Genomic DNA, 23,465 nt, shown 5'->3' with positions numbered 1-23,465 from the left:
ATCCTGAACAAAATAAACAACGTGATTCAAACAGAACATTTACGTCCAAAACCCGTAAATGACAGCTTATCTGTTTTTGTTTTTGATAATTTAATGAACGAATTAGATCCCTCAAGAAATATATTTTTTAAAACCGAGTATGACGAAATGGTTTCAAAATACCGTCTTAGAATTGATGATCTTATTCTTGAAAATGACTGCAGTTTTCTGACCGATATTACCACAAAATATACCAATGCCTTAATCCGTACCAAAACACTTCTTGAAAAAATACAGGCTTCTGCTTTTGATTACACGATAAAAGATACGATACGTTTCTATAAAAAGTCGTTTCCTTTTTACCTTAAAAAAGAAGATCTGGAAAAAGTATGGCGAAAAAAACTGCGTTATCAGATTCTGGACGATATAGCCGAAACAAGTGATAATCTCGATTCTATAAAAGCAAACTTTAATTCGATTGAAGCCAAATCGAAAAACCTCATTTTATCCAATGAAATCTGTCGTTTTGCAACATTGCTCGAAACCAAAACCAGGCAGGACGAAAACCTTTACAATTTCTTTTGCACTTATTTTGATCCGCATACGGCTTATTTCAGCAACGATTCCAAATCCAGTTTCGTAGCTTCCTTATCAAAGGAACATTTGTCACTGGGAATGACCGTTAACCTTAACGAAAAAAATGAAATCATTGTTCATGAAATAGATCCCAACGGCCCGGCTTATCAAACAGGGCAAATCAAGAAAGGCGATCAGATCATTTCGGTTTCTAACCATAAAGAAACACTGCAGGTTTCCTGTGCCTCTTTAGAGTCCATTTCTTCCATGATCTTGTCTGAAGCCAATAAGAGCCTCACACTGACCTTAAAAAGAAATTCAGGAAAAAACTTTGATGTTTATATCGAAAAACAAGTGATGAAAGATGAGGAAAATTCTGTTTTCAGTTTCATTATCGGTAAGGAAAGTAAAATTGGTTATATCAAAATTCCCAGTTTTTATGCAGACCTGGACGGAAACAGCCGAAAAGGCTGTGCGGATGATGTAGCAAGGGAAGTGATTAAACTGGAAAGAGACAGCATAAAAGGTTTAGTAATTGATTTAATAGACAATGGCGGCGGCTCTATGGAAGAAGCCATAAAACTGGCCGGAATGTTTGTCGATTATGGCCCGCTCTCTATTGTTGTTGACCATACTCTGGAAAAATCGGTTATAAATGATCCCTACAAAGGTATGATTTACAAAGGCCCCATCGTTATTCTGGTAAACAGCAATACGGCTTCGGCCAGTGAATTTTTCTCTTCGATCATGCAGGACTATAACCGTGCGCTTCTGCTGGGCAGCAATACATTGGGAAAAGCGACCATGCAGACCATCCTTTCGCTGGACGAAAATAAAAATACCGATTTTTTAAAAATCACCATCAATAAATTTTACAGGGTTACCGGAAAAAGCCATCAGTATATAGGGGTTACGCCTGATGTAGTACTCCCGGAATTTTATGAAGATGTATATCAAAAAGAAAGTGATTTTCCAACTGCCATAAAAAATGACAGTCTTAATACGGCATTAAAATTCAGACCTTATGTCAAACGAAGTTTAATCGACAAACTGGCCAAAAGCAGTACGATCAGACTGGCAGACAATTATTATTTTAATGACATCAGAAGAATCAATCAAAAAATAGATCAGCTGGTAAATACCCCGAAAGCAGAAATTCCGATGACTTTAGATGCTGTTTTTAAACAGAAAAAAATAGTCAATTCGCTCTGGATGGAAATCAACACTTTTAACGATGAAAATAATCCGCTGGATGTTTACAATTCTACCATAAACCAGTTTTTGCTGGGCGTTTATCCTAATGACAAAACGATCAACCAGTACCAGATTGATAATTTAAAAACCAATCCGTACCTGAATGAAGCGGTTACTATCATCGGCGAGTTTAATGCTTCAAAATAAAGTCTGTTGTATTCTAAGTTTGGTTATATCGGGCCCTATTGCAGCTAAACCTGAAAACAAAGCCGAAACAAATCAAAAAAACTTAAATTTTGATTTTGGATAAATAAGGAATTACTTTTATTTTTGCATCACAAAACTAAAAATTAGAAATGGGAAGAGCGTTCGAATTTAGAAAAGGAAGAAAAATGAAACGTTGGTCTGCAATGGCCAAAACATTTACCCGAATTGGTAAAGACATCGTTATGGCTGTTAAAGAAGGCGGACCTAACCCTGATGCCAATTCTAGATTAAGAGCGGTTATACAAAACGCAAAAGCAGCCAACATGCCAAAAGACAATGTTGAGCGTGCCATTAAAAATGCGAGCAATAAAGATACTGCCAACTATAAAGAAATTTTGTTTGAAGGATATGCTCCTCACGGAATTGCTATTTTGATCGAAACGGCATCTGATAATAACAACAGAACGGTTGCCAACATTAGAAGTTACTTTAACAAATGCAACGGAACTATGGGAACTCAGGGTTCTGTTGAATTTATGTTTGACCATACCTGTAATTTCAGAATTGCTAATAATGGTCTTGATGCTGAAGAATTAGAACTGGAATTAATTGATTTTGGTGCCGAAGAAGTTTTTGAAGACGAAGACGGAATCTTAATCTACGCTCCTTTTGGAAGTTTTGGTGCTTTACAGAAAGAGTTAGAAAACAGAGGTCTGGAAATCTTATCTTCAGGCTTTGAGAGAATTCCTCAAATCACAAAAGAGCTAACAGAAGCGCAAATCGCCGATGTTGAAAAACTAATCGAAAAAATTGAAGAAGATGATGACGTTATGAACGTGTATCATACGATGAAAGAAGAATAATTTCTTTCGTTTCATACTATTAAGGAAGCTCCGATTTTTCGGGGCTTTTTTATTTTTGCCCTGTTTTAATTCTTCTAAAAAAAAAGCTCCCTATACTAAAAAGTCTAAATACATTTAATAAGTTTACATTTCTGATCAAAAAATTACAACCCGGCCAATGAGAAGTAATATCGACTATAACATTATACTTGTTTTATTTCCTTTCTCCTTTTCATTCCGGGATTGTTACCTTTTACAGCGGAAAGAACAGTCCATATAAAGATAGGATGTACGACTGCACCAGCTGTAAACGAAATACAGGATCAGCCTTATACTGTTAAAAACAAAACTCAAAAAATAAAAATACTACATACAAAATGAGTCCTCTTAATGCAGAAGATGCCCGTACTGCCAAATTATTATATGAAATGCCCTATACTGTTTTATATGATGAGACAGATCATTTCCTGAAAAAAATACAGGCAGAAAACCCTCTTTTTAAAGTTCCTGAAAACACCATCTTAATTGGTGTAACAGGTTGTTATCAGGACATTCCCTTACCACATACTTATAATTTTATTTTTAGTTCTGATAATATTGAAGATCATACAGATACTGTGGCCATAATTAAAAAAGTATATGCTTTGGGAATTAAAGAAATGGATGGAATACCTTCAAAATGGAGTGTTACAGCTCTGATTGAATTTCCTGAGGGTATTCCTTCTGTTTTGAGTACTAAAAAGGCAAAAAGCGCCCTGTATTTATGTTCGAGGATTTTTTGGGAAGAACTTGTAAAAATAACCATTTAAACGGAAACAGAATTACATTTAAAGATTATAGTAAACAACTAATTAAGTATAAAAAAAAGCAGTTATAAATGAAAGCAATAGAACAGTTTTACTGTATTCAAACCGAAATATCAGGCAGTGGATCTGAAACTATAAAAGCAGAAGGAATTGTTTCTGCCGGACAGGAATTCATGCGGCCGCATATAGAATTTCTAAATGAAGACGGAGAACGCACAGCTTCTGTCAAAAAAGTAAGTTACAGAAAACGTCTCATTGCCAATCCATATACAGGAACTAATGAATATTTTACGAAAGACGAATTGTTTTTTCTGTCTGAAACCTACACATTTGACCTAATAGAAGATCCGCAGTATAAAGGATACTTCAGCAGCGTTTTAAAGAAACACCCGCTTTATAAAAGCGCCGGAGATATTATTTTAATCGAAACAGAAAAAGAACAGTATCTTATCATTGAATTTTATCGCTGGCAATATGAATTTCAACCCCGAGGAGCCGGAGAAGACAGTTTAGGAGAAGATATTACTTATATTCACGGAATATGGCAGTCGCCTTTACTGACAGATGAAATACGGGCAAAAATAAAAGGCAGTATCTAACAGAACTATAAATCTGAATAGCAAAAACAAAAAATGATTAAATACAAGTTTTACAAAAATGAAATTGGAACACCTCAATTTTCTGTAAAAGAACCTTTAGAAGGATTAAACGAACTGGGATCATGTAGTTTTGAATATTTAGAAGAAATTGTGAAAGCAATTGAAAAGGTTATGCCGGGCATTTTACAGGAATACGAATTTGGATACGAAGTCTACTCGATTGAATGTAAAAAAGAAATATCGCGGATTACAGATACTTACAATAACAATAAATGTATTGCCGAAATCCCTACCCTGGAAGTATATTATCTAATGAAAGACTGGAGAAATTATCTCAGCAGCAGTCCAGTGCCAACAGATGACAGTGCCTTTATAAATGAGACCATTCCATTTGACTATATTTTCTTTGACGGCTTACAAACCCATCAGGTGGTTAAGCCTTACGACAACTGGTTAAGTTCTTCAGATTATGCAGTCTGGAGTAATTCTTATGTAGAGATACGCAGCAAAAGAATTCATCTTATAAAGGAAAATGTAAAAACACTATCCACTTTTAAGGACTTTGAAAAAACTGAACTGGAAGTAATTGCTTCAAAGCATGATTTAAAGATAAAAGAAGAAAATAATATATATTATGCCTGTACCGATCATCATAATTACGGGCAGTTTTACATTTCCGAAAACGACCAAATCATTGTGATTTACAGTATTGAAGGAGGACGGATGCCGGAAAGTATTTTTATTTACGACGTTTTAGAAAAAGAGGTAAAAATTTAATTTTATCAAGTTTAAAATCATGAAACTCTATGCACCAAATAAATTAAGAGGAATCTGGAATTTTGAAAATCCTAAATATGGTTATGATTATGAGGCAGCTCCATACCCGGAGATTCTATCCGATTTAAAAAAACTGCTGACCCTTCTTTTAGAATCCAAAATACTGATTCCAAAATATCTGGAAGGCAAAAATGAAATTTTAGAATATACGACTGTTGATGAACTGACTGCCTTAATTGAAAAAGATAATTATTTACACCACTGTTTCGAATTTGGAATCAGCGGAGATACCATTATCTATACAGAACAGGGAGAAGAAATTCACTCTGGGATATTCTCGTTCTCTTTTAGGACCTTCCAGCAGCATCTCACACTCTCAACAAGCTCGGATGTCTGGCTTCCTATGGCTTTTGATGAAAACAGTTACTCTTTTATCTGGAATTTAGAACGGCATAATTTAAACTATCACAGATTACCTGCTGTCTTACAAAAGATACATCAAGTTTCTGATTGGGAGAATGAAAATCTGCTGACAAAAGAAGTTCATGAAAGAGGAAGTCTTCAGATTGATTTCGATATTTTTCTTTCTCCTGAAATCATCACAAGAGAATATCAGGAAGATCCAAACCCTAATTTTGATCTTACAGAGTATCTTGCTAAAATGGAATGAAACACACTCTGCCGTTTTTAAAGTAAACCGCTGAAATTTCACAACTCATCAATATTAAAAAAAGGATGAAATTAAAATGCAATTGACGAAAACTACACCAAATACAACACTATGCACGAAATAACTGCGCAAAAAATGCACAACTTTTTGTATAATAAAGAAAATGGCTTTTTAATACAATATCATTTCAATAAAGGTATTGACCCCATTTTATTAGATGAATTCTATGAAATTCTGGAAACATTAAAAAAAGACTGGATGACTAAAGATAATATACCTAAAGATCTTGTCTTTTATTTAGTATCGATAGTACCTCTTTTATACAGGGATTTAGAAATTTACAGAAACGACGAATTAAGGTTTTATCAATATGATGAATTGATTTATGCTATAGACGCGGCACTGGCAATGTGTTTTAATCCCGATATTGATGACCCGTATTTTAATACTCCTCTTAAAGAATTGGGACTTTAAAAATTTAGTAAAAAAAAACAAAATTGCTGTACAGTTATAGTTATATATAAAAATAAGAGGGTATTGGTCTTTTGAACTTAAAATAAAAATCAGGATAAGAATATGCTTTTGTCAAAAAAAATACCAGCGATATGTTTCGGGAAAAGCTTTTGATTTTTAAATACATTGTAAACGAACCGATGCCCGATAAAAAATTACAATCTAATAAATGGGAAGATTATTTTAAGGAACTCCCCCAAAACATCAAAAAAGATGAAGTTTAATACTAACTCAAAAAATTGCATTTTCTCTTTTCGGGATGCTGAATTGTTATTCTTAATTCATAATAAACAAAAACTGCATATAAATGATTATGCTCATGTATTGTATTCAAATATTATTGAGTCGTTATTAATGATCAATGAACGTAAAACAATTGAGTTTGTTGAACGATTAAGTAACGAAGATGACTTTGAACTTATATCAAATCATTTTGGCAGTTTGAGCGGTGTTTTTCAAAGCAGTGATTTTATAAACAGAATTGAAAATGCCGCTGAAAAATATACAAACAGCAACTATTATAAGTGGATACTGGACAACATAACTGAAGCAAAAAATGCTCTTGACAATAACGAAAGCCCCACTGCATGAGACCTGAGTTGTTAATTATTGAATAATAAATCTGTTGATTGAAGTTTTAAACCTGAAATCATTTATAGGGTATAATTTGCATTGATTGTTTTTTTTTATATTTTTAAAAAATATCCGAATTGAATTAAACTAATATATTAAACTTTAACAAATGCAGACCTCAAAAATCACCCGATACGCCATAATACTATTGGTAGTTTTATTTATCGTAATCAGCGTAATCAGCTAAAAATCAAAAGCCTTCTGAGATCCAGAGGGCTTTACTCTTTTGTTTCTATTTCCTTATTTAATTGAACTTTAATGAAAAAACGCCTGCAGCCCGAAGATTTACCCGAAGTTCTGGATGAAGAAACCATACAAACTTTAGTTGAAATGTATGAAGAATTTCCTAAAAAGGATTTTAGCTGGGCTATAATTTCTGAGGTGCTATTAGAAAGAGAACAGCTGACTATTATACTGGATATTGCTGAAGGAAATCAGACCAAACAAGCAGAATATTTAAAAAGCCTGTTAACTGACGAAGAAAAGCTTATCAATGAGCAAAAAAAGCAGGCTTTTCTTAAAAAGCAGGAAGAAGATCCTCATCTTTTCTGCGGCAACATGGGAGAGCCGGATACGCCCGAAGAATTCAAATCAAGATTTGGAGTCTGGCCGGACGGAACTAATGGAAAAGAATTCAGACCCAAAAAATAAAATATGACAACTTTAAAGTACAAAATCAAACCTGTTATTTATTTTGAAAATAAAGAACTCTGGATTTTTAACAATGAGATTTTAGACATGCCGCTTTCAATGATCGAAGATGGCATTATAAGCTGTAAACAAGTAATGAACGGAGAATATGCGGAGCTTTCGTGGGGACTGGAGGTATCTGAATTATTCCTTAATAAAGAAATCAGTACTTTAGAATATCACGGAAAGTTTGTGACTGAGATTCCAACAGCAGAAATCTGTGAAATGCTTGAAAAATACCGGGCTAAATTAAAAGAGTACAATACTGAAGAAAGCTTCCCACAGAATACATAAGATGGTAACGGTCTGTATTCCAAAAACAAAATTCATGATTAAAAACTGGAAAATAGGTAATGAAACCGGAATTAGCTTACCGATTGAGATACTACAGCCCCATCTTCTTTATTTTGATAAAACAGGTAAAAAGATCTGAGAAGATTTTTTACAAGGACAAATTCGAATGTTAATATAAAATTTAATTTTGATGGAAATAGTCAAAGACCAACATCAATTGATATTTAGAACCTGAATTATTAACAAGATATAAAAACCCATAAAATATTGAGGCGTGGTAACAAATTATATTGAAATAATAGAAAATTTAAAAGGTAAAAATTGGCAGAAAATTAATATCATCTTTAATATTGATAAAGGGTCTATCAGATATGGTAAAATTGAATACATTGATGAGAATGATTTAACAAATTCTTTTTGGATATCATTTGATGAAATTGATGATTTGATTAATTCAATATTTAATAGATATGACAGTAACATAGATAACCTTAACACTAGATTTAATAAATATCAGATTGAAATTTATGCTGATGGTGAGGTTACAGAGAAAGAATGGTGGGATTCTGAAAAAGAAAAAAAAGATTTATTAGATAGTGCAGATGTTTTTTATCAATGGGTAAATGAACGTATGATGTCTATGATATTCGAATATGAAAAAGATAATAATCTTGTTCCTATTCAATATGATTCAGACGGTGATCTGGAATATTTAAGTTCGTGGGACAGTGGTGTATTTACTTTTCATATTGATAAAATTAATACTTTAGAGTATAAGGTAGTTCTCATAAAAGATGGTAAAGAAAGAACGCTTGATCTTCCTTTGAGAGATTATTTTGTAGAAGAAATATTAGATCACTATAAAGTAACTAATAATGACCTTTCTGATGAATGGAAACCTTGGAATACAATGATATTAAAATCTCTTCACTATGATATTCCTTATGATATGAGAGATGAGTTTGTTAGTTACATTCTTGAATAGTTCTTTTAGTCCCAGTATTTTATGCAAACCTCAAAAATCACAAGATACGCCATAATAGCACTAGTAGTTCTATTCATAGTAATAAACGCATTAAACTAAAAACAAAGCCTTCTGAGATCCAGAGGACTTTACTCTTTTGTTTATATTTCCTTATTTAATTGAACTTTAATGAAAAAACGTCTAAAGCCTGAAAATTTACCCGAAGTTCTGGATGAAGAAACCATACAGATTTTAGTTGAAATGTATGAAGAATTTCCTAAAGAGGATTTTAGCTGGGCTATAATTTATGATGTGTTATTAGAAAGAGGTCAGCTTCGTATTATATTTGATATTGCCGAAAGAAACCAAACCAAACAAGCAGCGTATTTAAAAAGTCTGTTAACTGACGAAGAAAAACTTGTTAATGAACAAAAAAAACAGGCTTTTCTTAAAAAACTGGAAGAAGATCCTCATCTTTTCTATGGTAATATGGGACAGCCGGATACGCCCGAAGAATTCAAATCAAGATTTGGAGTCTGGCCGGACGGAACTAATGGAAAAGAATTCAGACCCAAAAAATAAATTAAGAGTCCGTGCACCCCCTCTACTCCAAAAACAAAATTCATGATTAAAAACTGGAAAATAGGTAATGAAACCGGAATTAGCTTACCGGTTGAAATACTGCAGCCCCATCTTTTTTATTTTGATAAAATAGATAAAAAGATCAGGGAAGATTTTTTAAAAGGACAAAAACAAAATATTTCCTGGGAATACAACAATAAAAAGATAACTATTTCTGATGATAACGGAAGTGTCGAAGGTTTTCCGCTTTCCAGTCTGCAATATGTGATTGCCATTTTTAAAGACAGTACAGCATATCCTTATCCCAATAATGCCGTAATTTTTAATCTGGACGGCACTTTAGAAAAAATTCTAAAATTACCCGCTTTTAGATCGGACCAGATAACAGAATTATTAAGAGAAGAAAAAGAGTCCAATCCGCCAGCTGTCAGTTCTTCTGAAAGTAAAAGAATAGGTTTTAACCGTTATTCCAGATATAACCCGAAAAACCATATCGAATTAGATATTATCGACCTTGATTATGGTTTACATCATACTGAATCGCAGATATTAGATCCGGATACGCTGGAATTCACCGACTTTTTAAAATCCCGTTTCGAAAGAGAATATTACTGGAACCCAAAATATAAACCTCAGTGATACATCGTCCAAAAAGAGTTTTACTATACCATCAATATTCGGCGCAGACCAGCCTGAAACAGTAAAATAGCATTTCTGATAAGGCATTACCATAACATCATTTTTATGACAGACAACGCAGAAGAATTAAAAACCGCACTCATACAAGCCGGATGGTACGAAGGAAGAACTATTAAAAGTGAAATAGAAAACAGTCTTCTTTATCAAATACTCCCACCTAAAATTCAGGATTTTTTTTCTCAATTGGGTAATCTAAGCCTCCATGTGGAAAATAAATTACAAACCATGACTATTAATACGTATCATTTTAATGATCAAAAAGTCGCAGCCTTTTGGAATGCCAATAGTTATAAAATAAATGACAAAATTGATCTCACAGATGAGAAATATTTAAATTACTATTACTCTGTATTAATTGGTACTCAGTTATATCCGGTTGCAGAATTAGTTGAACATTGTAATGTAATGATGGATGAAAACGGCAATTTTTACATTATTAATTCACTTCCGGAACTGATTTGGGTTTCGGATACCATTTTTGATGCGCTTACTAAAATACTACTGGGTTCATTGGACATAGCAATCTTTAACGAACATACTATGAAATGGATGCCTCCGGCCGGAAAGGAATTAAAAACCATTCTTCCTGTTAATCCGCTGTTTAAAGACAATCCCTGGGGATAAAAAATTTACGGGTTATTTTTTCGCAACGCCATTGATTACTTTTATCAAATAAGTTCCTTCCGGTAAATCACCGATATTAGAAGCATTAATTCCCATTACCTGTTTACCCTGCGAGAAAACCTCTATACTCTTTACTGCTTTACCGTTATCATTTGAAACCGCTGCTGCAGGAGCTGTTGTTTTGGCAGGAAGTATTACTTTTTTGGCTGTATTAGAAACTGGTGCCGTCTCAGGTGCAGCAGCAGGAGTTGGTTTTGAAGTCTTATAAGCTTCCAGAACCTGTTCATCCGTCATAGCAACTGTATATATCTTAAGATCATCAATATCTGCGTTAATACTGGCTGCTGCATTTTGTTTCCCAATATTTAAAATATAACCTTTTGTAGCACGCGAAATTCCCTCTTCTGATTTTAACAGTTCTCCGTTACGGTACAATTTAGAGACATTCCCATCATACGTTATACAGTACATATACCAGATTTCTTTGGCAAGAGGTGTCGAAACCGTAATATTACTGGCATCTCCCCAGCCCACAAAACTAAGCTCAGAATTGCCTGAAACCACAGGCTGCTGTGACAAACCAAAATACTGCGTATTTACAGCCGTACCGTATCCCAAAACATAATGGGGTATATTGACAGCATTAAATTTTACCCAGACTGATATTGTTCTGGGTTTATTACCCTGCGGCAATTCTCCTACTACGGCCTGATATCCTTTATTGGTGAGCCGTAAAGCTGCTCTTGGAGTCCCCATTCTGTCATTTACAAAAACAGGGCTTCCTAAAAAAGAAATAGTATTGTCGATACTGTTTAAACTCTCATTAAAATTAAACTCCTGAACAGGATTTTGTCCGTTAACACTCAGAAAACTTACAAAGAATAATGCGATTACTATTTTTTTCATAGGGGTGATACTGTTTCTAATGTGTTACCGAAAGAGGATTATAATCCTGTATTTCAGTCTTATACTTTATTAATTGTATTTTTATATTTTTTGTTAAAACTATAAATTAAACTCAACCCAAACAAACAATTCCTACATAAAAATAAATAATTCTCACAAATTTAATTTAAAATCCTTTTCCTGCAAACCCCGTAAAACAAAAAAGCCTTCCGGTTGTTTCAAAAGGCTTTTTCAGATACTCTAAAACAAAAATTAACTAACAATTAAAAAAATGAAACACTAATTCTATTTTGAAATAATTATCCCAACCTGAAAATTCGGTATCCGTAACCACAGCTTTTACTCCCAGGTTCATTATTAAACATTTCAGCAGTTCCGGTTTAAATTCTGAAGAGATCAAATTTATGTATCTTACAAAAGCAATGCATGAAGGACTTTTCTATAACAGATATATTCAGGCACTAAATCAATTAGCACTACTAATCTATATTAATATGTTTTCTGGCGAAATTTTATTCGGCAACTAACCTAAAAAATCGTCGAAATAATCAAATCTTATGTTTTCTCGCAGTAAATTAAAACCAATTATAAATTCGCCTATTTTCTTAAAATTATAAAATTACTTCAATACGCGCCTTGTATTCCTACGTATAAATACGTTATCCGTAACAAAACAAGGAAGAGAAAAGTTTTAGGTATAAAAAAACTCCATCTGCTGCTGCGGATGGAGTTTCTATATTAAAATGTGATTGTTTTATTTTACGAATTCAATTTTCTGAGCTTCTTCTTCATTAACACTGTCAAAAAACCCTTGTTCGTTCATCCAGTCATCACTGAATACTTTACTCATATAACGCGATCCGTGATCCGGGAATATCGCTATAATATTGCTGTCTTTTGTAAACTCACCTTCTTCTGCATACTGTTTAATGGCCTGCATTACTGCTCCTGAAGTATACCCTACGAATAAGCCTTCCTTACGGGTTATTTCCCTTGCAGAGTGGGCACTTTCTTCATCGGTTACTTTCATGAATTTATCGATAATATCAAAATCCGTGGCCGACGGGATTAAATTTTTCCCTAAACCTTCTATACGGTACGGGTAAATCTCTTTGCTGTCGAATTCTCTTGTTTCGTGGTATTTTTTCAATACGGACCCAAAAGCATCCACGCCTAAAATCCTGATATTCGGATTTTTTTCTTTTAAGAATTTAGCTGTTCCGGAAATAGTTCCTCCGGTTCCGCTGCAGGCAATAAGATGTGTGATTTTTCCTTTGGTTTGTTCCCAGATTTCGGGACCTGTAGTGTTGTAGTGGGCATCAATATTCAGCTGGTTGAAGTACTGATTGATATAAACTGAACCTTTTGTTTCTTCGTGCAAACGTTTGGCTACGTTGTAATAGGATCTTTCGTCATCTGCAGAAACATGGGCCGGACAGACATAGACTTTGGCGCCTAAACTTCTCAGCATGTCAATTTTGTCTTTGGATGATTTTGAGCTTACGGCCAAAATACAGTTATATCCTTTAATAATACTTACCATTGCAAGACTGAAACCTGTGTTACCTGATGTGGTCTCGATAATGGTATCGCCTGGTGAAAGTATTCCTTTTCTTTCGGCTTCTTCAATAATATATAACGCTATTCTATCTTTTGAGGAATGACCTGGATTAAAAGCTTCTACCTTTGCGTAGAAATTTCCTTCTAACTCTTCGGTGATTTTATTTAGCTTAATAAGGGGGGTGTTACCTATTAACTCTAAAACATTATTATAAGCGTTTATTTCTTCTTTCATAAAAAAATAGTTAATCAAAGGCATTTTTAAAATACCCCGATAGGTTGCAAATTTAACAAAAAATTTCTAATTAGCTTTTAATTTTTTCTAAATCTAATAAAAAACTAAATTCTTTTGCTAAGTCTTTTAAAGCCTCAAAACGACCTGAAGCCCCGCCATGACCGGCATCCATATTAGTATCCAAAAACAGCTGCTTGCTATTTGTTTTTAGTTCCCTCAATTTAGCCACCCATTTTGCCGGCTCCCAGTATTGTACCTGAGAATCATGCAGTCCTGTAGATACATACATATTAGGATATTCCTGAGCTTTTACATTGTCATAAGGTGAATACGACAACATATAATCGTAATACTTTTTATTGTTTGGGTTTCCCCATTCGTCATATTCTCCGGTTGTCAGCGGAATGCTGTCATCGAGCATTGTTGTAATAACATCTACAAAAGGCACCTGGGCAATCACTCCGTTATACAACTCAGGAGCTTCATTTACTACTACTCCCATTAAAAGACCGCCAGCAGATCCGCCTTCAGCATAAAGATGTTCAGCCGAAGTATATTTCTCGTCTATTACAAATTTAGAGCAATCGATGAAATCTGTAAAGGTATTTTTCTTTTTTAACAGTTTTCCGTCTTCATACCATTGCCTTCCTAAATCTTCTCCTCCTCTGATATGGGCAATAGCATAAACAAAACCACGGTCTAACAAAGAAAGACGCGTCGAAGAAAAGTACGTATCCATCGTTACTCCGTAAGAACCATAAGCATATAACAACAACGGATTTTTACCATTTTTTTGAAGTCCTTTTCTGTAAATCATCGAAATCGGGACTTTTACACCATCTCTGGCTGTGGCCCATACCCGTTCTTCTACATAATTTTCCTTATCAAATTTCCCGCCTAAAACCTGCTGTTCTTTTAAGATTTCCTTGGTTTGGGTTTTCATATTAAAATCAATAACAGATGAAGGTGTTGCCAGCGACTGATAACTGTAACGCAGTATATCTGTATCAAAATCCACATTTGTTGTAGTATAAGCATTATAGGTTTCGCTTCCAAATGGCAGGTAATAATCCGGTTCTCCATTCCATGGAATAATCCTGATATGATTCAGACCATTTGAACGTTCCTCTACCACTAAAAAGTTTTTGAATATCTCAATATCTTCCAGCAAAACATCATCTCTGTGTGAAATAAGATCCACCCAGTTTTTTTTACCTGTTTTGTTTTCAGGCGTTTTCATTAATTTGAAATTGGTCGCTTTATCTTTATTCGTTAAAATATAAAAAGAATCTTCGTAGTGCGAAATACTGTATTCTAAACCCCGGACACGAGGCTGGAATACTTCAAACTCCCCGTCCGGGTTGTCTGACTTCAGAATTCTGTATTCAGTTGTAAGCGTACTTCCTGAACTGATTACAATATATTTTTTAGATTTTTCTTTACTTACCGAAACATTAAAAGTATCATCGGTTTCATTATACACCAAAACATCTTTTTGGGAATCGGTATTTATTTTGTGCCTGAAGATTTTATCAGCTCTTAACGTTACCTCATCCTGTCGGGTATAAAAAATAGTTTTATTATCATTGGCCCAGACTGATCCTCCGGTAGCATTCTCGATTCTGTCTGCTAAAATTTCCCCGGTTTCCAGATTTTTAATCTGAATGGTGTAGATTCTTCTTCCCACTATATCTACTCCAAAGCTCGCGAATTTATTGTCAGGGCTTATACTTAAACCTCCCAGTTTAAAATACGCATGTCCTTCTGCCAGTTCGTTACAGTTAAACAAAATTTCTTCAGCCGCCGAAAGACTTCCTTTTTTTCTGGCAAAAATGGGGTAATTCTGACCTGTTTCAAAACGGGTAATATAGTAATAACCGTTATAAAAGTAAGGCACAGAAGAATCATCTTCTTTAATCCTGCCTTTCATTTCTTCATACAAAGATTCCTGAAAATCCTTGGTATGTGCTGTTACTTTTTGGTAGTATTCGTTTTCCTTATTCAGATAATCAATTACCTCGGGATTCTCTCTGTCGTTCAGCCAGAAATAATTATCTATACGGGTTTCTTTATGTTTTTTAAGTGTTTTTGGAATCTCTTTAGCCTTTGGGGCAGTTATATCGTTTTGCATTGATTGGGCATTTATTTTTAAAAACAAAGAAGCAAAAGTAGTACAAACACAACAGAACAGAATTAAATTTTTCATAAAATATTCTATTGATTTAATACAGCAATATACTAATTTTGTCTGAAATAATTTAAAAATCAATAAAAAATGGATTTAATGGGAATGATGGGCAAACTAAAAGAAACCCAGCAAAAAATTGAAGATACCAAAAAGCGCCTTGATACTGTTTTAATTGACGAACAAAGTGCTGACGGATTAATAAAAATTACAGTTACCGCAAATAGAAAAGTAAAATCGATCTCTATTGATGATTCTTTACTTGAAGACAAAGAACAGCTTGAAGATTATTTAATTGTAACCTTAAACAAGGCCATTGAAAAAGCAACAAGTGTAAACGAAAGAGAACTGGATGCTGTAGCCAGAATGGACATGCCGTCTATTCCGGGAATGGATAATTTGTTTAAATAAAGATTCTAAGATGCTGAGATACTAAGGTTCTAAGTTTTTTTTTCAAAACAAAAGAAAGACGCACAGTTGTGCGTCTTTCTTTTGTAATCTCAGCGCCTTAGAACCTTAGTACCTCAGCATCTTATCAATCCTAAATCTTCGAAAACATCTCCAGTACATACGTATGCATTACTTCCTTATAATCCAGATGGGTTACAATGCGGAGTTTATTATGTCCTAAAGAGCTTATCAGTATATTTTTTTGTTTTAATTTCTCAATCAAAAGCTGGTCACTGTAACCTTCTGCGAGTGAAAAAATCAGGATATTTGTTTCAACAGGTTCTACAGCCGAAATCCATGATTTGGTACTTAAAATAGCTCCTATTTCTTTGGCTCTCCGGTGATCTTCTGCAAGTCTTTCTATATTATGTGCTAAAGCATACAATCCCGCAGCGGCCAGATAGCCCACCTGACGCATTCCTCCACCTAATATCTTTCTGATTCTCAACGCTCTATGAATATCAGCTTTGCTTCCAAGCAGAACAGAACCTATAGGAGCTCCTAATCCTTTTGACAAACAAACTGAAATGGTATCGAAAATAGCCCCAAATTCTTTGGGATTCTGTCTTTTAGCTACCAAAGCATTCCAGATTCTGGCTCCATCCAGATGAAACTTCAGATTATTGGCATCGCAGACTTTTTTTATTTCTCTTAAATCTTCTAATTCATAACAGGCTCCACCCCCTTTATTGGTTGTATTTTCTACACAAACCAGACTTGTTAAGGGACTGTGATAAAATTCAGGATCATTAATTGCCGCTGCTACCTGCGCTGCCGTAATCATACCTCTGTGACCATCAATTAAGCAGCAGGAAACCCCGCTGTTAAAAGAAACTCCGCCGCCTTCGTAATGAAAAACATGAGCATATTTATCCGCAATTAACTGCTCACCCGGCTGGGTATGAAGTTTTATAGCCGTTTGGTTTGCCATAGTCCCAGATGGAAAAAAAAGCCCAGCTTCCATACCAAAAAATTCAGCCACTCTGGTCTCCAATTCGATAACTGTAGGATCCTGTTTGTATACATCGTCGCCAACCTGAGCGTTAAACATATACTGAAGCATCTCATAGGAAGGCTTGGTAATGGTATCGCTAATTAAATTTATTTCCATATAAAACTATATATTTTGGAATGCAAAATTACGTATAACTGTCAGTTATTAATCCTAAGTTTTAATAAATTTTAACTTGTAGATTACACAGAACCAAATTAACGTAATATTTGTAAAAAACATATAAATCCGGCATTAATAATTTGAAAATTGCTTTCTTATTTTAGAAACAATAGTATTTGCCGAAAAAACTGCTCCTTCCATATAACCGGGAAAATGTGCTGCAGTTTCAGAACCAGCAACATAAAGCCTGTTTTGAAAATGCACTTCAGAAAAAACCGGATGCCCGTTATTTTGGTGCGGATATACAAAAACAGCCTCCTGTTGCGGGGCTTTAACCAAACGGTCCCCGGGCCATATTTTTTCTTCAAAACTGAGATAATCCAATGCTTCTGCTCCATATATTTTTTCCAGCTGATCCAGCACTTTTTGCTTTCTTTGTTCTTTAGAAAACTGAGTGTAACTGCCATTTACAAAACCGCACAAGGCAAATTTGATATTCTCAGAATCGGAATGATCGTAAAACTCATTTATGGGACCTACATTACTAAACAAGGTCCCCGACCAGTTTTTATTGCGCCAAAACGGGGTTTTATAAATCACTGCAATTTTTACAGCATCCTGCATCCAGGTGTGTGTCTTTTGGGCTGTTTTAACAATCTTGTCAGAAAGTAATGGCTGGAACGCGACGGTATTCACCAATAAAGCCGGAGGTATTGCAGTGATGACTATATCGCTTTCAAAAGCGCAGTTTTGTGTTGTAATACTGACTGTATTCTTTGTAAAATCGAGTTCTTTTACCTGCTGGTTCAAAAGTATTTCAGCAGAATCAAAATAAGATGCAATTTTATCTATCAAAGCTAAGGTTCCTCCTCCTATCCGGTAACTTGGACTGTCATCGGGGATTGCAACAGGTTGTGGCGGAGCCATTGAAAATGCCTCAAAATAAGCTGTTCCTTTCATATATTGTTCAAAATAAGGCAAATCAAGTTCTTTTATTAACTCCAAAAGATGTATATGTTGTTCCCCAAACCAGGTCGCTCCCATTTCAACCGGGGTTTCAGCTGCGCTTATAATCGTTGAAATCCTGCCTCCTATGCGATTACCCGCCTCAAGAATCTGAACCTCAAATCCAAGCTTTTTTAATCGATACCCCGTCAGAAGCCCTGATAATCCTGCTCCTGCGATTGTTATTTTCTGTTTCATTTAATGTAGTAATATAAAACGAAAAAAGAGTTCTTCACTATTTTGAAAAACTCTCTGATCTCTAAATTATAATTTCGTTAATTTCTTCCGGCCATTACACCACCGTCAATATCCCAGATGGCTCCCGTAACCCACGAAGCTTCATCTGAAAGTAAATAACAAATTGTTTTGGCAATATCTTCCGGTCTTCCAACACGGCCGATGGGGTGAAAACCATTAAATCCCTGAAGAGTCTCTTCAATTTTACCCTCTTCAATAAACGATCCGTAAATAGGCGTTACCACTACAGCCGGAGAAACAGCATTAACACGAATGTTATAATCTGCCAGTTCCATAGCCAAATGCTGAGTCAGACTATGCAAACCTGCTTTTGCCATTGAATACGCTGAAGAAGGCGTGGCTTTTATAGCCTGTTTTGCCCACATTGAGCCAATATTTACAATAGATCCTCCTCCATTGGTCTTCATAATCGCTGCAGCCGATTGTGTAATAAAGAAGAAGCTTTTATTGAAATTGTGGTATATATCAAAATCCTGTTTAGTATGTTCTAAAAATGATTTTGGACTAAAATATCCCGCCGCATTGACCAGATATTTCAAATTAGGAGCTATCGTTTGCAGGGAATCTGAAAATTGATTTACCTGATTTTCATCAAACAAATCAACGCCAACTGTTTGCAGGTTTCCTAAACCTGCCAGTTCCTTTTTGACTGTTTCAAGGTTTTTATCCGGTCTTCCTGTTATAATTACTTCAATATTCTGCTGTAACAATAGGACTGCAGCTGCTTTTCCCATTCCGGTAGTGCCGCCTACAATTAATGCTTGTGATTTCATCTTTTTTTGCTTGTTTAAATTAACAAGACAAAATTCTTTCTATCAGCTGATTCAAAATGGCAAAATCGGGACAACAAATGGTATTTTACGGAAGCAGGGAAGCCTGAAATTCTTTTGGGGTAATTCCGGCTGCTTTTTTAAAGTATTTTGTAAAATAAGTCGGCTGCTCAAACCCTAAATCATACGCAATTTCCTGAATCGAAAATTTGCCGTTGGCCAGTCTTCTTTTGGCCTCCAGTATTTTAATCGAAATAATAATATTCGCCGGTGTATTGCCCAAATACTGCTTGGCTACACTCGTCAGCTTTTTATTAGTAGTATGAAGTTTATCACTATAATAATCAATATTTAAAAAAGAATCTTTGGTCTTATAAACTTCTTTTTTAAATAAGTAGGCGAGTCTGAAGTCCGCATTCAGATTAAAATCTATAGCCGTTTCTTTGCTTTTTAATCGTTCGATAAGAAAAAGCAGACTGGAAAAAATAGTATACACTTCTTCTTTCATAAAAAGATCACCGGCTTTCAGTTCTCCGGCTATAATCTCCGTCAGAACAGAAAACCGTTTTGTTTCTGCTTCGGAAAGGGATAAATAAGGTTTTCCTATTTCATTAAAAACAGCTAATGAAAAACGTTCAAGGAATTCAGGATTAAACTGAGAAATAAAATAATCATTGAAATGAAAAAGAAAACCTTCATTTAAAGAATCAGTGCAGAAGTAATGAATCTGATTGGTATTAATAAAAAAGATGGTATTTTCCGGATGATCAATGATTTCATAATCTACATAATGCCTTCCTGCACTTTTAAACCAGATAACCTGATAAAAACTGTGCCGATGCGGTATTGCAGCATGTTCCAGATTTTTAAGCAGATACGGTCGGGCATCATTTACTTCGAAATGCAGTTTTGAAAAATCATTTTTATGAAGGTCGTACCGGCTTATGTTCTCCATCTCTTTTTCTTGATTTACCTTTTTCGTTGTTTTGAGACTGTTAAATTTATTGCTGTATTCTAAAAACTATGTGCTATTTTTGTACAACAAAATTAAGCATTAGTTTTTGACTTAAATTAATGCAATAACAACAAAAAACATATAAAACAAGTTATTAATTTATGACAACAGCCGAACAAGTAAAAGGTATTGTGGAGCGCCTTGGTGCGTTGAGGAGGTATCTTTGACGTTGATGCCAAGCTAATCGAAATTGCCAACGAAGAAGAAAAAACTTTTGCACCGGATTTCTGGAACAATCCTAAAGAAGCCGAACTTATTGTAAAAAATCTTCGAAACAAGAAAAAATGGATTGAAGATTATGATAAAGCTGCTGCGCTGACAGACGAATTACAGCTGGCTTATGATTTTTACAAAGAAGGTGAACTTTCTGTAGATGAACTGGATGAACAGTACGATACTACACAGTCGCATATTGAAAACATCGAATTCAAAAACATGCTTTCTGATGAAGCAGACAGTTTAAGTGCCGTAGTTCAGATTACAGCCGGAGCCGGAGGAACAGAAAGCTGTGACTGGGCAGGAATGCTGATGAGAATGTACATGATGTGGGGAGAAAGTTATGGCTACAAAATAAAAGAACTGAACTTTCAGGAAGGTGATGTTGCCGGAATCAAAACCGTAACTTTAGAGTTTGAAGGAGATTATTCTTTTGGTTATTTAAAAGGTGAAAACGGCGTTCACCGTCTGGTACGAATTTCCCCTTTTGACAGTAATGCCAAACGTCATACTTCGTTCGTATCTGTTTATGTTTATCCGTTGGTTGATGACAGCATCGAAATCGACATTAATCCGGCTGATATTGAGATTACCACTTCTCGTTCAAGTGGTGCCGGAGGACAAAACGTAAATAAGGTAGAAACCAAAGTACAGCTGGTTCACAAACCTACCGGAATTCAGATTCAGTGTTCCGAAACAAGATCTCAGCAGGATAACAGACAGCGGGCCATGCAGATGCTTCGTTCTCAGTTATACGAAATTGAGCTAAAGAAACAGCAGGCACAGCGTGCTGATATCGAAGCCAATAAAATGAAAATCGAATGGGGTTCGCAGATCCGTAATTACGTTATGCAGCCTTATAAATTAGTAAAAGACGTTCGTACAGGCTACGAAACCAGCGATGTTGACGGCGTAATGAACGGAAATATAGATCCTTTCCTAAAAGCCTATCTGATGATGATGGGACAGAAAGAGGAAGAGTAAGTTTTCAGTCGCAGTCTCTGTTTTCAAAAAAACGGGACTAAACTGAGACTGAAAACTGAGACTATAAACTAAAAAAAACAGCTATGATAAAATGGGCAGATGTAATTCATTTTACAAACAAAGGAAATCCGGCTCCTGAAAAGAGAGTGGAAAAAACGGAGGAAGAATGGAAACAGATTCTGACTCCGGAAGAATTTCAGGTAACTCGTTTAAAAGGCACAGAAAGATCTTTCAGTTCTGAAATGTGCAGTTTGTTTGATCCTGGAATTTATGAATGTAAATGCTGCGGAACAGTTCTTTTTGACGCAAGTGAAAAATTCGAATCAGGAACCGGCTGGCCATCTTTTACACAGCCAATCAAAGAAAATGCTATCGGGTATCATGCCGACAGATCATACGGAATGGTTCGTGTGGAAGTGGTATGCAATGTATGCGATGCGCATTTGGGGCATATTTTCCCTGACGGACCTCCGCCGAGCGGTTTGCGTTATTGCATTAATGCCGTTTCTTTATCAAAAGTCAAAGAATAAATAGAATAAGCGATTCCTTTAAAAAGAATCGCTTTTTTTATTCCCTCTAAAAAAGTCTGCGCCATAAAACAAATACAAACAGCCGTTTAACAATTGGGGATTATTATTTTTAAAGATTAAAATTTCAGATTATTCTTCTAAAAACAGAACCGACACAATTTACCTTGTTGAAAAAATTTAAACAAATTAGTAATTAAAATGTTAATTTTGTAATATTTACCACTACATTTTAAATACTCAATAAAAAAACTTAAAAAAAACATTAGGTAATTAAAATCGAATTTATTTTATTTGACAAAAATTCACACTAAGTCGATTAAAAATTATCAATGAAATCCTATTCCATTCAAGAAATTAACGAAGTTATTAATGGCGTAATTTACGGTACAACTTCACAAAGTATTACGGCAACAGAACAGTTAGAAAAAGCAGGCATTTCTGAAATTTCTTTTATAGGTAATAAAAAATACGAAAAATACTGGTCGACATCTAATGCTTCAATTGCTGTTGTCAATGAAGATATTTCGATTGAACCCGGCGAGAATCGTGCTTTTATTAAAGTAAAAAATGCCGATTTGGCTATGTCACAGATTCTGGCCCTTTTTGCCCCTCCTCCTCCAATATTTCATAGCAATATACACAAAACGGCTGCGATAGACGAGACCGCTATAATTGGTGAAGGTGTAAAAATTGGTGCTGGCTGCTATATTGGACCAAAAGTTGAGATTGGTGCCCACACCGTCATTTATCCTAATGTGACTATTTTAGATGAATGTACCATTGGAACAAATACCATTATTTGGTCCGGAACAGTTATTCGCGAACGCTGCCATATTGGAAACGACTGTATCATCCATCCAAATGCGACCATCGGGGCAGATGGTTTTGGATTTCGTCCTTGTACTGAAAAAGGATTGGTCAAGATTCCGCAAATTGGAAATGTAATCATTGGAAACGGAGTTGAAATTGGAGCAAATTCATGCGTTGACCGCGGAAAATTCAGTTCTACCATTTTGGGTGATGGCTGTAAAATTGATAATTTAGTTCAAATTGGACATAACAGCAAACTTGGAAAATTTTGTATTATGGCCGGAAACAGTGGCTTAGCAGGTTCTGTAACTTTAGGAAATGGCGTTATTATTGGCGGAAGCGCTTCTATAAAAGATCATACTACAATTGGAGACGGAGCTGTAATTGGTGCCGGATCTGGTGTTACCGGAGATGTTCCGGCAGGAAAAACAATGCTGGGCTATCCTGCTGTTGAAGCTCGTGATGCCTTAAAACAATGGGCAATGTTAAAACGAATGGTTTGTGCCCCTAAAAAGTAATCTTATTTATTTTTACATAAAAAAACATCCGCTAAACCGGATGTTTTTTGTTTTATAAAGCTTCACATTCAAAGCCAATTACTTTCATTAAAAAAACTACTTTTTCGATTATATCATCTTTACATTCAAACCGCAGAATATTATCGCGGTCTTCAAGATCAAAATTCCACTTCGAATTTGGAAACAACCGGTTTAATTTTGGTGTCACTTTTTTTACTTTTGAAATACTGTCAACATTTGTTTTAAATACTAAAACCATA

The 23,465-nt window shown here is 35.0% G+C and carries 26 protein-coding genes; 18 read left to right on the top strand and 8 right to left on the bottom strand.

Annotated elements, in window-relative coordinates:
- Window positions 1–21 precede the first annotated feature (21 nt).
- From ACODST_RS06590 to ACODST_RS06525, 14 genes are all read left to right on the top strand, one after another.
- Window positions 22–1,956, top strand: a complete 1,935-nt coding sequence (locus ACODST_RS06590) for a S41 family peptidase (protein ID WP_488931324.1) — start codon at window positions 22–24, stop codon at window positions 1,954–1,956.
- 149 nt (window positions 1,957–2,105) lie between these two features.
- Entirely contained in the window at window positions 2,106–2,819 is a 714-nt protein-coding gene (locus ACODST_RS06585; protein ID WP_026729302.1) for a YebC/PmpR family DNA-binding transcriptional regulator, read from the top strand.
- Window positions 2,820–3,175: 356 nt separating this feature from the next.
- Window positions 3,176–3,607, top strand: a complete 432-nt coding sequence (locus ACODST_RS06580) for a hypothetical protein (RefSeq protein WP_488931323.1) — start codon at window positions 3,176–3,178, stop codon at window positions 3,605–3,607.
- A 68-nt stretch (window positions 3,608–3,675) separates the two neighbouring features.
- Window positions 3,676–4,203, top strand: coding sequence for a hypothetical protein (locus ACODST_RS06575; RefSeq protein ID WP_488931322.1), 528 nt, complete (start codon window positions 3,676–3,678; stop codon window positions 4,201–4,203).
- 33 nt (window positions 4,204–4,236) lie between these two features.
- Window positions 4,237–4,980, top strand: coding sequence for a hypothetical protein (locus ACODST_RS06570; protein WP_488931321.1), 744 nt, complete (start codon window positions 4,237–4,239; stop codon window positions 4,978–4,980).
- A gap of 19 nt (window positions 4,981–4,999) precedes the next feature.
- On the top strand, window positions 5,000–5,650 hold the full coding sequence (locus tag ACODST_RS06565) for a hypothetical protein (protein ID WP_488931320.1): 651 nt from the start codon (window positions 5,000–5,002) through the stop codon (window positions 5,648–5,650).
- A 111-nt stretch (window positions 5,651–5,761) separates the two neighbouring features.
- Window positions 5,762–6,124 carry a hypothetical protein gene (locus ACODST_RS06560; protein WP_488931319.1) on the top strand — a complete coding sequence of 121 codons (363 nt, stop codon included), beginning with the start codon at window positions 5,762–5,764 and terminating at the stop codon, window positions 6,122–6,124.
- Between the two features lie 252 nt (window positions 6,125–6,376).
- A complete protein-coding gene (locus ACODST_RS06555; protein ID WP_488931318.1) occupies window positions 6,377–6,754 on the top strand; it encodes a hypothetical protein in 378 nt (125 codons plus the stop codon).
- Window positions 6,755–7,054: 300 nt separating this feature from the next.
- A complete protein-coding gene (locus ACODST_RS06550; RefSeq protein ID WP_488931317.1) occupies window positions 7,055–7,447 on the top strand; it encodes a hypothetical protein in 393 nt (130 codons plus the stop codon).
- A 3-nt stretch (window positions 7,448–7,450) separates the two neighbouring features.
- Entirely contained in the window at window positions 7,451–7,780 is a 330-nt protein-coding gene (locus tag ACODST_RS06545; protein ID WP_488931316.1) for a hypothetical protein, read from the top strand.
- Window positions 7,781–8,054: 274 nt separating this feature from the next.
- Window positions 8,055–8,765 carry a hypothetical protein gene (locus ACODST_RS06540; protein ID WP_488931315.1) on the top strand — a complete coding sequence of 237 codons (711 nt, stop codon included), beginning with the start codon at window positions 8,055–8,057 and terminating at the stop codon, window positions 8,763–8,765.
- Window positions 8,766–8,933: 168 nt separating this feature from the next.
- Window positions 8,934–9,326: a hypothetical protein gene (locus ACODST_RS06535; protein ID WP_488931314.1), complete on the top strand. Its 393-nt coding sequence runs from the start codon at window positions 8,934–8,936 to the stop codon at window positions 9,324–9,326.
- 42 nt (window positions 9,327–9,368) lie between these two features.
- Entirely contained in the window at window positions 9,369–9,965 is a 597-nt protein-coding gene (locus ACODST_RS06530) for a hypothetical protein (protein ID WP_488931313.1), read from the top strand.
- A gap of 105 nt (window positions 9,966–10,070) precedes the next feature.
- Complete coding sequence (locus ACODST_RS06525; protein WP_488931312.1) at window positions 10,071–10,649, top strand: SUKH-3 domain-containing protein; 579 nt, start codon at window positions 10,071–10,073, stop codon at window positions 10,647–10,649.
- Between the two features lie 12 nt (window positions 10,650–10,661).
- On the opposite strand, the gene ACODST_RS06520 is transcribed toward ACODST_RS06525, so the two are convergent.
- From ACODST_RS06520 to ACODST_RS06510, 3 genes are all read right to left on the bottom strand, one after another.
- Entirely contained in the window at window positions 10,662–11,555 is an 894-nt protein-coding gene (locus tag ACODST_RS06520; RefSeq protein WP_488931311.1) for a LamG domain-containing protein, read from the bottom strand.
- 754 nt (window positions 11,556–12,309) lie between these two features.
- Window positions 12,310–13,350, bottom strand: coding sequence for a cysteate synthase (gene capA / locus ACODST_RS06515; RefSeq protein ID WP_488931310.1), 1,041 nt, complete (start codon window positions 13,348–13,350; stop codon window positions 12,310–12,312).
- Window positions 13,351–13,420: 70 nt separating this feature from the next.
- Window positions 13,421–15,481 carry a S9 family peptidase gene (locus ACODST_RS06510; protein WP_488931309.1) on the bottom strand — a complete coding sequence of 687 codons (2,061 nt, stop codon included), beginning with the start codon at window positions 15,479–15,481 and terminating at the stop codon, window positions 13,421–13,423.
- A gap of 144 nt (window positions 15,482–15,625) precedes the next feature.
- Between ACODST_RS06510 and ACODST_RS06505 the strand changes: the two genes are divergently transcribed.
- Window positions 15,626–15,946 (top strand): YbaB/EbfC family nucleoid-associated protein, encoded by a 321-nt coding sequence (locus ACODST_RS06505; protein ID WP_488931308.1) that lies wholly within the window; start codon window positions 15,626–15,628, stop codon window positions 15,944–15,946.
- A 130-nt stretch (window positions 15,947–16,076) separates the two neighbouring features.
- Here ACODST_RS06505 and ACODST_RS06500 read toward each other — a convergent pair whose 3' ends face one another.
- The 4 genes from ACODST_RS06500 to ACODST_RS06485 all read right to left on the bottom strand — a co-directional run bounded on the left by ACODST_RS06500 (window position 16,077) and on the right by ACODST_RS06485 (window position 20,087).
- Window positions 16,077–17,096, bottom strand: a complete 1,020-nt coding sequence (locus ACODST_RS06500) for a threonine aldolase family protein (protein ID WP_488931307.1) — start codon at window positions 17,094–17,096, stop codon at window positions 16,077–16,079.
- Between the two features lie 135 nt (window positions 17,097–17,231).
- Window positions 17,232–18,302, bottom strand: coding sequence for a flavin monoamine oxidase family protein (locus ACODST_RS06495; RefSeq protein ID WP_488931306.1), 1,071 nt, complete (start codon window positions 18,300–18,302; stop codon window positions 17,232–17,234).
- Window positions 18,303–18,379: 77 nt separating this feature from the next.
- Window positions 18,380–19,135 carry an SDR family NAD(P)-dependent oxidoreductase gene (locus ACODST_RS06490; protein ID WP_488931305.1) on the bottom strand — a complete coding sequence of 252 codons (756 nt, stop codon included), beginning with the start codon at window positions 19,133–19,135 and terminating at the stop codon, window positions 18,380–18,382.
- Between the two features lie 85 nt (window positions 19,136–19,220).
- Complete coding sequence (locus ACODST_RS06485; RefSeq protein ID WP_488931304.1) at window positions 19,221–20,087, bottom strand: helix-turn-helix domain-containing protein; 867 nt, start codon at window positions 20,085–20,087, stop codon at window positions 19,221–19,223.
- 161 nt (window positions 20,088–20,248) lie between these two features.
- Between ACODST_RS06485 and prfB the strand changes: the two genes are divergently transcribed.
- The 3 genes from prfB to lpxD all read left to right on the top strand — a co-directional run bounded on the left by prfB (window position 20,249) and on the right by lpxD (window position 23,205).
- A protein-coding gene (gene prfB, locus ACODST_RS06480) for a peptide chain release factor 2 (RefSeq protein WP_488931303.1) occupies window positions 20,249–21,347 on the top strand; the annotation gives its coding sequence in 2 pieces (ribosomal slippage) (window positions 20,249–20,311 and window positions 20,313–21,347; 1,098 coding nt in all).
- 83 nt (window positions 21,348–21,430) lie between these two features.
- A complete protein-coding gene (gene msrB / locus ACODST_RS06475; RefSeq protein ID WP_488931302.1) occupies window positions 21,431–21,877 on the top strand; it encodes a peptide-methionine (R)-S-oxide reductase MsrB in 447 nt (148 codons plus the stop codon).
- A gap of 329 nt (window positions 21,878–22,206) precedes the next feature.
- A complete protein-coding gene (gene lpxD, locus ACODST_RS06470) occupies window positions 22,207–23,205 on the top strand; it encodes a UDP-3-O-(3-hydroxymyristoyl)glucosamine N-acyltransferase (RefSeq protein WP_488931301.1) in 999 nt (332 codons plus the stop codon).
- Between the two features lie 52 nt (window positions 23,206–23,257).
- Here lpxD and ACODST_RS06465 read toward each other — a convergent pair whose 3' ends face one another.
- The gene (locus ACODST_RS06465) at window positions 23,258–23,464 is read right to left on the bottom strand and encodes a hypothetical protein (RefSeq protein WP_488931300.1); all 207 of its coding nucleotides are present in this window, start codon (window positions 23,462–23,464) and stop codon (window positions 23,258–23,260) included.
- Window position 23,465 lies beyond the last annotated feature (1 nt).

It is taken from the genome of Flavobacterium sp. FG19 (assembly GCF_057809475.1).
Note: the sequence above shows the minus strand (reverse complement) of the source record. Positions and strands in the feature narration are given on the sequence as shown.

Coding starts and splice junctions, on each gene's coding strand:
- ACODST_RS06585 (WP_026729302.1), top strand. CDS start 2,106: ATGGGAAGAGCGTTCGAATTTAGAAAAGGAAGAAAAATGAAACGTTGG.
- ACODST_RS06580 (WP_488931323.1), top strand. CDS start 3,176: ATGAGTCCTCTTAATGCAGAAGATGCCCGTACTGCCAAATTATTATAT.
- ACODST_RS06575 (WP_488931322.1), top strand. CDS start 3,676: ATGAAAGCAATAGAACAGTTTTACTGTATTCAAACCGAAATATCAGGC.
- ACODST_RS06570 (WP_488931321.1), top strand. CDS start 4,237: ATGATTAAATACAAGTTTTACAAAAATGAAATTGGAACACCTCAATTT.
- ACODST_RS06565 (WP_488931320.1), top strand. CDS start 5,000: ATGAAACTCTATGCACCAAATAAATTAAGAGGAATCTGGAATTTTGAA.
- ACODST_RS06560 (WP_488931319.1), top strand. CDS start 5,762: ATGCACGAAATAACTGCGCAAAAAATGCACAACTTTTTGTATAATAAA.
- ACODST_RS06555 (WP_488931318.1), top strand. CDS start 6,377: ATGAAGTTTAATACTAACTCAAAAAATTGCATTTTCTCTTTTCGGGAT.
- ACODST_RS06550 (WP_488931317.1), top strand. CDS start 7,055: ATGAAAAAACGCCTGCAGCCCGAAGATTTACCCGAAGTTCTGGATGAA.
- ACODST_RS06545 (WP_488931316.1), top strand. CDS start 7,451: ATGACAACTTTAAAGTACAAAATCAAACCTGTTATTTATTTTGAAAAT.
- ACODST_RS06535 (WP_488931314.1), top strand. CDS start 8,934: ATGAAAAAACGTCTAAAGCCTGAAAATTTACCCGAAGTTCTGGATGAA.
- ACODST_RS06530 (WP_488931313.1), top strand. CDS start 9,369: ATGATTAAAAACTGGAAAATAGGTAATGAAACCGGAATTAGCTTACCG.
- ACODST_RS06525 (WP_488931312.1), top strand. CDS start 10,071: ATGACAGACAACGCAGAAGAATTAAAAACCGCACTCATACAAGCCGGA.
- ACODST_RS06520 (WP_488931311.1), bottom strand. CDS start 11,555: ATGAAAAAAATAGTAATCGCATTATTCTTTGTAAGTTTTCTGAGTGTT.
- capA (WP_488931310.1), bottom strand. CDS start 13,350: ATGAAAGAAGAAATAAACGCTTATAATAATGTTTTAGAGTTAATAGGT.
- ACODST_RS06510 (WP_488931309.1), bottom strand. CDS start 15,481: ATGCAAAACGATATAACTGCCCCAAAGGCTAAAGAGATTCCAAAAACA.
- ACODST_RS06505 (WP_488931308.1), top strand. CDS start 15,626: ATGGATTTAATGGGAATGATGGGCAAACTAAAAGAAACCCAGCAAAAA.
- ACODST_RS06500 (WP_488931307.1), bottom strand. CDS start 17,096: ATGGAAATAAATTTAATTAGCGATACCATTACCAAGCCTTCCTATGAG.
- ACODST_RS06495 (WP_488931306.1), bottom strand. CDS start 18,302: ATGAAACAGAAAATAACAATCGCAGGAGCAGGATTATCAGGGCTTCTG.
- ACODST_RS06490 (WP_488931305.1), bottom strand. CDS start 19,135: ATGAAATCACAAGCATTAATTGTAGGCGGCACTACCGGAATGGGAAAA.
- ACODST_RS06485 (WP_488931304.1), bottom strand. CDS start 20,087: ATGGAGAACATAAGCCGGTACGACCTTCATAAAAATGATTTTTCAAAA.
- msrB (WP_488931302.1), top strand. CDS start 21,431: ATGATAAAATGGGCAGATGTAATTCATTTTACAAACAAAGGAAATCCG.
- lpxD (WP_488931301.1), top strand. CDS start 22,207: ATGAAATCCTATTCCATTCAAGAAATTAACGAAGTTATTAATGGCGTA.
- ACODST_RS06465 (WP_488931300.1), bottom strand. CDS start 23,464: ATGGTTTTAGTATTTAAAACAAATGTTGACAGTATTTCAAAAGTAAAA.